This window comes from Proteiniphilum acetatigenes DSM 18083, assembly GCF_000380985.1.
Classification (GTDB): Bacteria; Bacteroidota; Bacteroidia; order Bacteroidales; family Dysgonomonadaceae; genus Proteiniphilum; species Proteiniphilum acetatigenes.
Window position 1 is genome coordinate 437,084 of sequence record NZ_KB905694.1, and the last position, 13,736, is coordinate 450,819.

General features: G+C 37.8%; 12 protein-coding genes. All 12 read right to left on the reverse strand.

Going from position 1 to position 13,736, the window contains the following annotated elements:
* Positions 1 to 14 precede the first annotated feature (14 nt).
* The 12 genes from F597_RS22290 to F597_RS0106285 all read right to left on the reverse strand — a co-directional run bounded on the left by F597_RS22290 (position 15) and on the right by F597_RS0106285 (position 13,660).
* Positions 15 to 212 carry a hypothetical protein gene (locus F597_RS22290; protein WP_157278981.1) on the reverse strand — a complete coding sequence of 66 codons (198 nt, stop codon included), beginning with the start codon at positions 210 to 212 and terminating at the stop codon, positions 15 to 17.
* A gap of 187 nt (positions 213 to 399) precedes the next feature.
* Complete coding sequence (locus F597_RS0106235; protein WP_019538866.1) at positions 400 to 2,193, reverse strand: GmrSD restriction endonuclease domain-containing protein; 1,794 nt, start codon at positions 2,191 to 2,193, stop codon at positions 400 to 402.
* Between the two features lie 5 nt (positions 2,194 to 2,198).
* Positions 2,199 to 4,853, reverse strand: coding sequence for a restriction endonuclease (locus F597_RS0106240; RefSeq protein ID WP_019538867.1), 2,655 nt, complete (start codon positions 4,851 to 4,853; stop codon positions 2,199 to 2,201).
* A gap of 16 nt (positions 4,854 to 4,869) precedes the next feature.
* Positions 4,870 to 5,541, reverse strand: a complete 672-nt coding sequence (locus F597_RS0106245; RefSeq protein WP_019538868.1) for a DUF4276 family protein — start codon at positions 5,539 to 5,541, stop codon at positions 4,870 to 4,872.
* Between the two features lie 2 nt (positions 5,542 to 5,543).
* Positions 5,544 to 6,929: an AAA family ATPase gene (locus F597_RS0106250; protein ID WP_019538869.1), complete on the reverse strand. Its 1,386-nt coding sequence runs from the start codon at positions 6,927 to 6,929 to the stop codon at positions 5,544 to 5,546.
* Between the two features lie 12 nt (positions 6,930 to 6,941).
* Positions 6,942 to 8,828 carry a site-specific DNA-methyltransferase gene (locus F597_RS0106255; RefSeq protein ID WP_019538870.1) on the reverse strand — a complete coding sequence of 629 codons (1,887 nt, stop codon included), beginning with the start codon at positions 8,826 to 8,828 and terminating at the stop codon, positions 6,942 to 6,944.
* Positions 8,829 to 8,968: 140 nt separating this feature from the next.
* A complete protein-coding gene (locus F597_RS0106260; RefSeq protein ID WP_019538871.1) occupies positions 8,969 to 9,529 on the reverse strand; it encodes a hypothetical protein in 561 nt (186 codons plus the stop codon).
* A 102-nt stretch (positions 9,530 to 9,631) separates the two neighbouring features.
* Positions 9,632 to 10,549, reverse strand: coding sequence for a relaxase/mobilization nuclease domain-containing protein (locus F597_RS0106265; RefSeq protein ID WP_019538872.1), 918 nt, complete (start codon positions 10,547 to 10,549; stop codon positions 9,632 to 9,634).
* Complete coding sequence (locus tag F597_RS0106270) at positions 10,539 to 10,892, reverse strand: MobC family plasmid mobilization relaxosome protein (protein WP_019538873.1); 354 nt, start codon at positions 10,890 to 10,892, stop codon at positions 10,539 to 10,541. Before F597_RS0106270 ends, F597_RS0106265 begins: the two co-directional genes overlap by 11 nt.
* A gap of 139 nt (positions 10,893 to 11,031) precedes the next feature.
* Positions 11,032 to 11,973 (reverse strand): toprim domain-containing protein, encoded by a 942-nt coding sequence (locus F597_RS0106275; protein WP_019538874.1) that lies wholly within the window; start codon positions 11,971 to 11,973, stop codon positions 11,032 to 11,034.
* Between the two features lie 201 nt (positions 11,974 to 12,174).
* Positions 12,175 to 13,365 (reverse strand): primase-helicase family protein, encoded by a 1,191-nt coding sequence (locus tag F597_RS0106280; protein ID WP_019538875.1) that lies wholly within the window; start codon positions 13,363 to 13,365, stop codon positions 12,175 to 12,177.
* Entirely contained in the window at positions 13,355 to 13,660 is a 306-nt protein-coding gene (locus tag F597_RS0106285) for a helix-turn-helix transcriptional regulator (RefSeq protein WP_052319804.1), read from the reverse strand. Before F597_RS0106285 ends, F597_RS0106280 begins: the two co-directional genes overlap by 11 nt.
* Positions 13,661 to 13,736 lie beyond the last annotated feature (76 nt).

Genomic DNA, 13,736 nt, shown 5'->3' on the forward strand with positions numbered 1-13,736 from the left:
GAAAGATTTAAAGTTTAAACAAGATTAGTTTGCGAGGTTGGATAAGTGAAACTAACAGCCTTCCAAAAATTTGGAAGGTAATTATCATTTTTCTCTACAGTAATAAAGCGTTCTTTCCGGTTATAAGAAATTCGATATTCTGGAGAAAAATTAAACTCGCAATCTTTTATATTTTTCCCGTCATCTTCAATATATAAATAGATTAATTCCATACTTATCTCTCCATCTATCCCTTAATGATTACTCTCACTCCTCTATTTCGGGTGCGTCCCAAAAAGGCCTCATATCCGTCCATATTTAGTTGAGTAAAGCAAATACCCATACTGTTAATTTTTGCTTTCTCATTACCTCACAAATCAGTTTTTCTTTCTATGTCTTTTATTTAGAGAGATAATATTATCATAATCCATAATAATATTCTTTCATCTTAAGAGCCATAAGTTTGCGCCTTTCAAACAAAAAGTCATTGTAGTCCTGCACTGTCATTTCTCCGATATTTTCCGGGATACAATTCATTCTAAGATTTTCTCTTATCTCATCTAATGAATTTATGCCTGTTAAGGCAGAATCGCCATTCTCCATTTTAGTACGAATAATCTCAAAATATTCCTGAGGGGATTTATTTCCTACTTTAATATTTATCTCGGACTGCATATACACATAGTTGGCGATCTGATTATATTTACCCTTAGCAAGTCCATTTTTCTTTAGGTAGTCTTTGGGGAATAAATGGTGAATATCGCCTTTAAATGTTATTAAGTCATTAACCGTAATATCTTTTGACAAAAAGCCTTTGTCATTTAGTCTAACTTGTGCGGCTAAATATACGTGAAAATAGGGGCTACTTGCTACAGAGGTATCCATGCTCTGCGGTAAAGCTGCATTCCAGAAAGCATTAGAAAGTTCTCCTTCTTCTTTTTCTGCCATATAATCTCGTATTGGGCGTTGTGATATCTGTTTAATATCATAATCAAATACAGATTCCGGCGAACCGGAGTAACGTCCTGTTAATATAGAATAGACTAACCAACGTTTGACATATTTCTCTATTTCAGAATCAGATAGACTTTTTTGAGATTTCAATTTAAGATAAACAATATAAGCAAAGTTTACGGCGTTTTGAGAACGAAGAAGTTTCGGAGAAACAAACCCCGCAGAACGCACTATCATTAAGAACCGTTTGTAATTTGTTTCATTGATAAATTCTAACACACCTTTTTTCAAGGTAGAGAAAGAACTTTCCACAATTTCATTTTCAAAGGTGCGTGTCTCAAAATTTCTACCAGAGAGTAAACTTACTAAATCAGAAAGTCTGCCTCGTTCAAACTGAGAAGTAAAAGCAACCCTTAACAAATCGACATAACTTGGATCATAAAGATCATCGTTTTCGTTCTTCAACCATTGCATCTTTTGAAAGAAGTCTGTCTTTGCAAACTCTTTGTCATTATCCACAATATGTTGATAAAATTCGGGTGCAACAGCTAAATGGCAAAAATAATCAATCGCTTTTCGGAGAATATTACCCTGTTGTTCTTCATTAGCGGTAATTTTACTCATGGCAAAATCAGCCTGACTTAAAACGACACCAGCGGAGTTGATACGAATAAATATTTCTGTTACTGTTTCAATATCCAAATCAGAAGATAGCTCTATAAGGCCAACGGGTTTTTTAGATAAATCTATCAAACGAGAAAATGAATTCTCGATAATATCTTCATCTAATTCCGGGTTTAATGTCAAATAATCACGTACTAATTTTATCAGGCTTTTTTCTCCTGAGAACACTTCTGCAATATCTCTCACCCAAAGTTTATCTTTCAAGATTGCAGGATTCTGCACTTCGAACCTCTCTTCTACAGGGTTAAACGCAATTTTGATTCTTATCCGGCTATAATTTTTGTCAATAACATAGTTCCCTAAAATTGCAGCGGAAAGAGCGGTTATACGCTGTTGTCCATCAATAAGGACTTTCTTCCCCTCGCTAAAAGAACCATCTTTCAGCCTTACATTTGGATTCTTCCAAGCAATGATATAACCTATCGGATAGCCTTGATACAAGCTATCCATCAGATTTCGCACCTTGGAACTATCCCAAACAAACGGTCGTTGAATTTCAGGAATTGCAATTTCGCCTGTTTTTACAAACGCCAATAATGATGCTATTTCGTATTGATTAACAGAATATTTTTGCATGATATTTATTCGACTAATTCTCCGAGTTTATTCACCACTTTATATTTTACATCATCAAACTGCTTAAAATGCGCTTTACCGCATTTTATCTTTTGCTGTTCGCTTCTATGCAGCTTCGACAAGTCGACTGATTTTGTTCCCGTATCTTTTGTTTCGGCTACAAAATAGATTTTCTTGTCATCCTCAAAAACAATTGCCCAATCAGGATTATAACTGCCAATAGGGGTAGGTATGGTAAACCATCCCGGCAACTTGAAATAGAACTTTATCTGTTCGCTGCTCTCGCAATCTTTCGCAAACCGGCTTTCAACTGCCGAGTCTAAAGGAACATATTCCTCGTAAAGCGTTTTGGATTTGTCCGATACTTTAAAAGAGAAATCATTCAGATAAATTTCCAATTCCTGTTCGTCAAACAATCGCATTTCATATTCGGAATTTCCTATTTTCTGATATTGTATGCCGTCAATCATTAAATCGGATAGAGCGCGTTGAATGGCTTGTGAACACAAATCCATGAATAATTGAGGATTGATAAGGATATCGTCTATCCTTTCCGATTTTTCGAGTATTTGCAATAATGTGTGTCGTGTAAGGTTGGTTTTACTTTGGATATATCCCAACACATCGGGAATTACCCATTTAAAATTTCCGTAATGTTCCACTTTGTCCCCAACATAAGAGGTTTCTATACCGGAATCCGTCATCAGTACATTTACCTTGGTGGAGCGGATGGAAGGCGGGGCGATAGCCGGCAATTCTTTTACAGCTTTAGAAGCCACAGTAATCAGTTCCACCGTATCGTAATATACCCGGTAAGTTGTTTTCTTATTAATACGTTCCCATATTTCCAAAAATTTGGGATCGGCTTCAAAACCTTTACGGTATCTTACCGCCGTACGCTCACGCTTATTCTTAATACGACCTTCAAATGCCACTCCGCAATCTTCTTCAATTTCCTGCTGCAATGCCTTTGCAAAATCACCGTAAGCCTCATTAGCAATTACGGTAAGGCGATTGATATTCGAGTCATAAATACGTCGTCCTTCAGCATCGACAGCTAAGCGTAGTCCACGACCTATTTCCTGCCGTTTTTTCATTTCTGACTTTGTTTCGTTGAGCGTACATATTTGAAAGACATTCGGATTGTCCCATCCCTCACGCAAGGCAGAGTGTGAAAAGATAAAACGGAGCGGATTATGGATATTCAAGAGCTTTTCCTTATCCTTCATAATAAGGTTATACGTATCGTCGTCAGCTTGTGTTTCTCCGGAAGTATCTTTCAATCTCCCTTTTTTATCTTGTGAAAAATAAGCGTTGTGAATTTCCTGAAGCGGGTATTTATCAAGGGATTTAAAAACGGGTTTAGCAATCAACTCCGTATAAATTTCTTCAAACCATCGAGCAAATTTTCCTTGCAGGGGATTGCCGTTTTGGTCGTATTCCCGATAATTCGCGACGCGGTCGATAAAAAACAGCGACAGTACTTTTATACCTTTTAATTTTAGTTTTAATTCTTTCTTCAAATGCTCTTCTATAGTTTTTCGCATTTGGAATTTCATCACTTCATCAGTCAATCCCCCCTGTATTGCACCTTTGTAGAGAATATTCCCGTTCGATAGTGTGATACAACCGTTCGCAGCATCAATTTCTTCGATAATATAGCCGTTTCGGTAGATTTCCCTCTCATTGGACAGACGGTACAAATCGTCACCCGCTCTCACATTGACCGTTTTCCTTGATACACCATTTTTGTCGTTTACGTTTATCATTACTTTCGCTGTAACCTTAGTTTTAGCTGCTGTAATGGATTCGACCGATATGAAGGCATCGTTCGAAGAGTTTTCTTCGATGACCGAATCTACTTCAATTTGTTTTACCAAGCCTAAATCATAAGCCTTTACCGGATTCAGACTGTAAACTAAATTATACAGATTGCGATGGGTGGCAGAATAACGTAATGTAAAAAGCGGATTCAGATTCTCAACCGCTTTTTTGCGCTTGTCGGTTTCCATGTTTTGCGGCTCGTCCACAATCACGATGGGATTGGCGGCACGGATAAATTCGACGGGGAGTTGTCCGTTCAGGCGGTCGTTGGGCTTATTGATAATATTTTCGTCTTTTGCAAAGGAATCGATATTGATAATCAAAATCTCAATATTATTACCGGTTGCGAATCCGCGCAACGAAGATATTTTAGCACTGTCGTACACACGAAAATGCACCGGAACATTATCATATAGATTTTGGAAATGCTCGTGGGTGATTTCCAAGTTTTTCAGTACACCTTCGCGTATGGCAACCGACGGAACAACAATAACATACTTCTTAAACTCGTATTGTTTGTATAACTCGTAAATGGTGCGAAGATATACATAGGTTTTTCCCGTTCCAGTTTCCATCTCAACCGAGAAGTTCATTCCGTCCAAAAATTTCACAACCGAAACTTGATTATCTTCCTGCACTGTTTGCAGATTCTTTAAAATTTGCTCCTCTGAGAGTATTAGACGGTTAGCAATTCCATCGATAAAATTTAACGTACTTTCTTCTTCTACCCCAAATTCCAGAGTAGAATCATTCATTGGCTGTCCCTCAAAAAGTCGGATAATCGAATTTATCGCATCAAGTTGATACTGAAGATTAGGCTCAAAGTGGAGTTTCATTGGAATTTAGAGTATATTATTGATTCTCTGAAAGAAGATTAAGTTTAATCAACTCTCGTCTCACATTGTTATTGAAATCACAATAAGATTTGAATGTGCCAAGATTTTCAATCTTCATAGCTTGACCTAAATAAGAATATAAATCTATAATTTTTAAAGAATTTCTCAACTTTTTAGGTAGATTCTGGCGTCCTATACGTATTGCATTTTCTATTCTTTCTTTAGGATTATTGAACGTTTCAGGATGCCCATTTAGATTTAATTCATTTTCATTCTTTTTTGTTCCAATAGTTTTTATGAATAAATTTTTATCGGCTAACATCCAAGATTCTGTTTCCTGTATTGGAACTAAAGCAATCAAATTTTTACAATAACCACTATCTTCTTTCTGTTCTAGTAAAGTTTTTGCAGGATTAATTTTATGCGTATAAGTATGGCAAGCAGAATCCGCATCCGCATCTGTATGTACAATAAACATAGATATATAGTTTTCTTTTCCTTTTTGAGCTGCATTTAAAACATAATCTGTGAAACCCCTGCCTTTATCGCATTCGATTTTTTTCACATCAACATCTACCTGTCCTCTACAATCATATGCAATATCAAGCAATACCTTTTCTATGATTGGTTCAAGAAAAAGATAATCAGTCGTTCCTTCAGCTATTAATCCTACAAATAATTGAATCATGATTATTGTAAATTTTCTTTCGTTTCCAAATATTCTTTTACAGTCGTAAGAGTCATCTTCTTTTGTATTTCAGTCCAAGGTAGACTCAATTGAAAATCTTGTTCTTTTACTACCGGTAATATGCTGGTTATACTTATATTCATTCTTTCTCTATTAATATCTGCTATTCTATTAATTAGTTCTGCATACCATATACTTACGTTATTATCTGTCTCCCATTTATATGCATTGCTCACTAAAATAGGAGAATGGGTATTTACTATTACCTGTCTAAGTGGCAATTCGTCATCTGTAAAGTCATTTGTTAAGTCCTTTAAAAGAGCGGCCATTGTATTTACTCTGAAAGGATGAATTCCATTTTCAGGTTCTTCAAAACACAACAAACCTGTAAATTGCTCGTCTTGTTCCAAAATGCAAAGAGCTAATATACGTAGAGTGCCTTCTGAAAGGACTCTTGAACTATATTCTTTGTTATCCTTGTCTATAAGCTTAATAATAAATTGCTTATTTTCCTTATCGTCTATTACTTTTACTTCAATGAAATTTGGAACAAATGATTGAAGTTTTCTTGAAATTTCTCCAAGACTATATTCGTTTTTGAGCGTAATTCTGTTGAGTGCAGCTGCAAGATTTTTTCCACTTTGTGTTATAAAATCCTCTCCATTAGATTTATCTGTAGGTTTTCGTAGATCCTCCGGATTCAATTGAAGGAATCTCCAACTTTTCATTTCCTCTTTGGCGGCTAGAACATGGGGAAAATCAATTGTATCAAAACTACTTAAAACAGTACGAGTTGCATTTTTGAGAGGAAATCTTCGTTTATTCCCTGTTGTACCGTCCTGAGGTACTATTACTGTTGGTATATTATTTTCAACAGTAGTATCAATATAAGGAATACCTCTTTTCCCTGTAATTACTTTGGGACGCCATAACTCCCTGTATTCCGAAGGAATAATCTTAATCCATTTATCATTCTGGTGCTTCAAATTAACAAGATGTTCATGAGATACTTCAATATCTTCCATACCTACCTCATTAGTGAATCGCCTTACACTCAATTCGTAACGAAGTCTTGTATATTTTAACATTTTTTTATTTCCCCATGCATCCGTGATATTTTTATTCACTAACATCTCAACACTGAAATTCATTTCTTGAGCATAATTGTTCTCCCCATACTGTGAAAACAATTCTATAAATTCTCCCCTTTGTTCTCTGAAAGCTTTTTTTATATTATCGGTCTCAGCTAAACTTGATAACAACATCAAAGCGTCAAAAAGATTACTTTTCCCTGACGCATTAGTTCCCGCAATGATAGTCAAAGGAGTAAACTCCATTTCAAAGTTATGAAATGATTTAAACCCATTTATTTCAATATAAGTTATCATGATTATTAAAAATTATATCGTTTTAAACTCCACTCCGGCATCTTTCATTTGTAGGGCGGTGTTGGTTTTAAGTTGATCGTTTTCATTGAAAATACGGTCAAGAGCAATAACTTTTTTAGGGTATTCGCTCAACACCTCCAAGATTATCTGTTCATTCACCTTTTCCAGAATAAATGCCAGTTCGTTGCTGTCAATTAAATAATAACCATCGTTATTTTCTACCCGACTGTTCAAGTCTTTCCCACTTTTCAGCAAAAGTTCATACACCATATCTTCAATTATCGCATTCTCTGCAATAGGGTCGATAAATAATTTTAGTTGGTCTGTTAATTCTTCGGAATTATGAAGTGGGGATTGTCTCCATTGCTTGAAGTTGCTCACGGATAGCTTGAATACTTTAAAACCAGTATCCAATTTTATCTCTTCATTTGATTTGTCGAAATCAAGTTTTTCTTTATTTTTCCGGTTTTCTTCGGCAATTTCACTCTGTATTTTTTTCCCGGCACGGCGGATACGTTCTTTGGCAATATCGGCTATTGTATTATAACCAGCTTTATATGCTTCACTTTTCTCTTCACAAGGTTCAGGCATTTGAACACAAATATACTTACGGTTACCGCCATCTTTATTGAGTTGCATTACGGCATGGGCCGTAGTAGCACTACCAGCGAAGAAATCAAGAATAATATCGTTTCCCCGACAATCTGTACCCTGTTTAATTAACTCTCCAATTAATGTCGTAGGTTTTGGAAAATCAAAGTATTTTGAATTAAATAACTCATCGATTTCCTTTGTCCCATCTCTTGTGTAAGTCTTTTCTCCAATTATTGAAGTAAAATTTGGCAGTTCAGAGTTCAACTCATTAAGGAAAACTTTCCTTCTCGGACGACCGTCCTTACTATCAGGCCATATAATCCTTTTTTCTTCAATCAATCTTGACATTGTTTTTTTATCGTATCTCCAACCTAACTTGGGTTTACCATAATTAATTCCAGTTTCAGGATTAATTAAATCATAATGACAGTTTGGTCTTAAATCCTCACCTAATAAACCAACCATATTACCACTTACCCAATCACCCCTCGAATCATTGTCAGGGTTTGCATATTGCTCTGTTTTTCTTTCAGATCCATTAAGTTTTCTTCCGTCATTATATTTTGAATAGCATAGTACATATTCATGATCAATAGATAATCCTGTAATATTTCTATTGTCTTTATTTTGCCTACTTTTCCAAATCAACTCTCCAACAAAATTTTCCTCTCCGAAAATCTCATTCATCAACAATCGGAGGTTATGGACTTCATTGTCGTCAATGGAAATGAAAATCACCCCATCTTCTTGCAACAAGTTTTTCGCTAAATAAAGGCGTGGCATCATCATATTGAGCCAATTACTATGGTATTGCCCATTCTCTCGACTGTTGCGTCGGAACATCCCTTCACTTGTCATATATCCTTCATCATCTTTATCTCCTACACGTTTTTGGTACTCTTCTTTAGTTTCCGAGAAACGGTCAGGATAAATAAAACTATCATTACCCGTATTGTATGGAGGATCAATGTATATCATTTTCACTTTGCCGAAATAACTTTTTTGCAATACTTTCAGCACCTCCAAATTTTCACCTTCGATAAAGATATTTTCAGTTCCATAGAAATCAACAGAGTCCTCTTCAACCGGAATGAGCGTTTGATAACTGGGTTCTTGCATTACACGGAATGCATCACTTTTACCAGCCCAGTTCAGCACATAGCGTTCATTGGAGAAATTAATATTCTCTCCGAGTGTTACCTTTAATTTTTCCCAATCAATTTTCCCTTCTGTAAAGACTTCGGGTAGTTGTTGCTTTAATTGGGTAATTATCACGTTATGAGGCGTTAGCGATTCTCCGTTCATTTCTAAAAAAATATAACAAGTCTATTCTACAAAATTAAGAATTATTTTCCAATTAAAAAGTATGAATCAAATCTTATAATAAAACATACATTTCAGAAAATCAGTAATATAAAACACAAAACAAATTTATTGCATAGTTACTATTTCATTTTGACATCCGATAAGTTCGATTTTCCCTCCAATCTTTCTCTCGCCTCCTGCAAACGCTCTTCCTGTTCAATAATTTTCGCTCGTTGTTTTATATTTTCCTCAAATGTTTCCACACTCTCACATAATTCTTGGATTTTCTTACTATTTCGATTGAAATGGAATATGCTATCTAAGAAAGCAAAATCTTCAGTGGTCACATATCCCTGCATTTGGATGTATCGGTATTTTAAATCGTTGTCTTTATAGGTAGCGATTTCTTTCCGCTGGCAGAATGCGGTGAAAAGAAGAAACAGGCACATGATGCACAATCCGATCACCCCGTAAAATATCTTATTGGAAGCAATACTGAAAATATGGTGATGCTCCGTTTTTACCGGTTTGCGGATTTCTTTAATGGTTTCATCCAGTTTGTAAGATAACTCGTTTATGGCGGATAAGTTCGTGATTTCGATTTTGGTCGGAACAGCTGTGTTTTTTTCGTTCCTGCTCTTTATAAGCTCTTTAATTTCTTCAAAAAGTGTATACACTTCATTTACATCTATATTTTTCATTTTCCTGTAATATTATAATGATGTTTTGTTGCATTATTGCATTGGTGCATTGAAGTATGGATTCATGACTTAATGAAGTATTGACTTACTGCACCGTGCAGGCTACATCTGCCGTCCATACCTGCGTTTCTTCTTTTTCTTCGGTTGCCGGTACAGGTATTCCTGATCGTCATTGTTTCCGCTTGCAGGCCGGATGTCAAACAGTCCTCCCAATGCCGATGTAACGGATTCGATGCCTGCCTGTAGCGTTGCCGATTGGGATTGTGCCTGATTCTGCTGCATGGATTGTCGGGCGTTCTGTTTCAGTTGGTAGTCGATTTTCGAGTAGCTGCACATCCTGTCCACTTTCGAGCCGTTGAACGTGTACTCTCCCTTTCTAAACTTTACTCCCTCTACGGTGCTGGTATCCCCTTTGGTTTTGAATTCCGTCTTAATTCCTGCCTTGTCAAGTTCCCGCATCAACTGTTTCCAGTCCTTGCATCTCGGAACGGATGCTTTAAGGGCATCGTATATCTCATATCTGGTCTTGTCCGGCTCACGCAGGCGATGCAGCTTCACATTTTCCTTGCCCGTGGAATAGTACAATCCGTACTTATGCGTCAATTCCTTGCAGATCTTCTCGCTCCGGTACCGGTCGTTACTGTCGGAAATGGTCTTGCCGTTATTGTCAACTCTGTTGAACACTAAATGGATATGCGGGTGTTCCCTGTCGAAATGCCTGGCAATGATATATTGCGTGTCGGTGATACCCATGCGTTTCATATAATCATGTGCAATCTTTACCATGAGCTGGTTGGTTAGTTTCTCCCTATCCTCTGCGGAAAAATCAAGGGAGATATGCCCGACCGGTTTCGATACCCTGCCGTTCATCCCTGCCTGCGTTACAAAACTGTCGATGACGGAAGACAGGTTTTTCAACCGTAACCCGTCGGCATCGAGTATTTGGGTTTCTTTCTTTTCATCGGTAATGTATTTCACCACACCTTTGAAAGAACTGCCCTTTGTGATCTTAGCCATCATTCCGTATATCTTCTATCACGTTATCGATCATGCCGGCCAGATTGAGGTATTCGCTCCTTGCCTTGGTATATCCCGCTTCATTTGCCCTGCGTGCAATCTGGTTCAGGTTGTTCCCCATGCCGGACAGTTTGCGGATATGAGTGTTCAGTTCGGGGGTTAACCGGGAACGGATTACGCTCCGGGATATGGACTGCCGGATAAATTCGCTGCGGGTAATTCCCGCCGAATTGGCTTTTGTTTTGAGCGAAAGGTATTCCCTCGTGTCCAGTTTCACGCTGACCGTGTACCTGCGTTTTTCTCCCAATTTCTTGGCAGGGCGGCCTCCTTTTTTTATAGCATTCATACTTTTAATTTTTATCATGATTTTCAATTCCAGACCAGCGGGATTATTTCTCCCTTTTAGGGGAGCAAGTGGGTTTTGGTACTACCAAAACATAAACTTGCTACTCCAAAAAACATGATACATCCCATTTTTTGCAGCATTAAATTCCCAGTCCTTTTTTTCGTTTTTGGATTGGCTTTTTTAGGGCTTGGCGGAGTTTCAAATGCTTCCCTGCGCACAAATATTCATTCAAATCCTTGTACCCTGAATAGTGGTGTGAGGAATCACGCACACGGTAACCCAGTTCCTTTTGCAGTTCCCTGAAAACGGTCATCCCTGCCTTGTCATTGTCAAGGAAACAATACGTTTGTCCGTAGTCCGCTAATAATGGCAATGCTTTTTGCAGGTTGGCCGTGGAGTTGAGTATGATATTGTCGTGCCAGTTGGAACTTGTATATTCCGGATTGAGTTGGTGCCGTATAGTGAGCAGGGAGAGATAGTCCATAAAGCCTTCGAAAAGAAAACAGGTTTCCTTTCTATCGTCCTGCCGGATGTGGGTGACGTCCTTGGGCGCTATGCAGCCTTTAAAAGAGGGGTTGCGTATTTCATACCCTCCGGCATCGTTGCCAAAACCGATGGCAAAGTACTCCCGTCCCTCGGTTTGATAATGTACCTCACGGCAATGTTCCCGTGCGATGGTTAAATCAATCTTTCGGCTTTGCAGGTACTCCAACAGTCCGGGGTGTTCCACCGGTTTTTCTTCTATCAGGGTAATCCCGTTGGTCTTTTCAGGATTACGGTGAAAGGAAAAAGATTGTTGTTCTTCTTTCCCGGGGATGGATGAAAAGTTTTTCAATTTCTCAATTGCTTCAATGAACGGGCATTTGTTCATTTTCATGACCAAATCAATAATACTGCCACCTTCACCACTTCCGAAATCGCACCATAGGTTCCGGTTGTAATCGACTTTGAAACTCGGCATGCGTTCGTCACGCAACGGGCTTCTGTACATCCCGTAACCGGAATATTCCTTTGCGGGATAGATTCCATGACTGCTCAGGTAATCCCAGATGGATATGGTTTTTATATTGTCTGCTTGCATATTTCTATTTTTTGTTGATTTGTTGTAGGGTTGGGATATTCTACAGTATTCCACTAAATTATAGGCTCAACATATACACAACAAACGACGTTTTCGTTGTTGATGGTTACCGACAATTTCGATTTTGTTGTATGATTGTTGCGGTTTTGTTGCTATTATGTTCTTTTTGATTGTTAGCTAATTAGCGATAAGAAGAAAACATTACAACAGGATTTTATCCACCAAATTTTTCTCTATCTCCAAATACCGTCCTTTTCTTTTCATTGGATGTATCTCCCCGTCAAAACCAACCCAATAAAAAGTATAGTCGCTGTTACGGTCAGAACGAAGTCCCCAACTATCTTTCAAAATGCTTCGGATTTGAGGAATATCCGTTTTCAGTCCGGCATTCCGCATAATATCCAAAAAGTCTTTCGGACAACAATGAAATGTGTTTAGTTCGAGGCGTTCCATAACTTCGGCACAATAGGAAGCCATTTCAATCTCAACTTTACTCGAATTATACTTCTTGATTTTATTCAAGGCGGGGGTTTCCAGTAATGACGGGTTGAACCACATGCGGGATTCGTTTTGTGTAGATAGTCTCCGGTTCATAAGAAAATGCAGGAAACAGGGAATTTCTTTTGTCATCAACTCTCTTAAAGAAGTTATATCTTTTTCAACCGGTTTGACTTTGCGAACCCAAAAACGAATTTCTTCTTTCGGAATAATAATCGGATTCTTTTCGTTATTGGAACAAAGAACGAATTTGGCAAAGAATTCAATCTCCCGTCGGTCTTTTCCCTTGGCCTCGATTTTATAGTCACCTGCGGTTGATAAGTTTTTTATCTTTTCGGTATCTTCCATCTTATTCAGAAGGAGTTCATCGACCAGAACCAACAAGCGGTTTGCCCAATCGGCATTGAACTGACTTTTAAAATCCTCATTCGTATTGAATGTGGCATTCTTTCCGAAAATTATTTTCAAAAATCGCAGGAACGTTGTTTTGCCTGTTTCCCTTTCATTGGAAACCAGTAAAAGAATGGGAAGCATCTGTGTTGGCCGGGTATACAAAAGTTGAATATAGTCCAGCCCCAACTCTATCTGTTCCTCAAAAATATGTTCCAGAAATAGCCGGATATAAGGAAAATCACCCTCGCAAGGTGTATGATTGACAGGCTCGTATTGGTTAAGAAAAGTTCCATAAACCTGTTGGTAGTTTATATGGCTCGGAATAATGCAAAAGCCATCATATTTTTCAATCTCGGGAAGATTATTCTTTCCATAATCTTGCCTAAGGGCCTCATAACTCCAGAGGATTTTCTCTTCAATAAAATCGCCACTGATCAGCGGACGACCAACAATTTTATACAAGGTTGTCCCGACACGGATATATTTTTCTTTATTTTCCATGACGTACTCCTTTCCTGCCGGTGCGTATTGCTTCGACATCTACAGATTTATACCGCTTTCGTCCTCCAAATGGGAATGATTTGATGTAACCTGTTTTCTCCCAACTCCACAAAGTAGAAGAATCAATTTTAAGAATAGATAAAACCTCTTTACGGCTTAGGAATTCTTCGGGTGGCGGGTCTTTGGGTACAGACTTAAGGCTGCCCGCCATCTCTCTAAAGATTTCCCGCAGGTCTTCCAGTTTGAGTGTTACATTTACATTCGCCCCGGAATTCAATAAATCACGATAGTTCATAATCGGAAATTTTATAGTTATACAATAATTTACTCGCGGATTCCTTTGAATCCGGGGCAAATAAAAAGAGAGATAT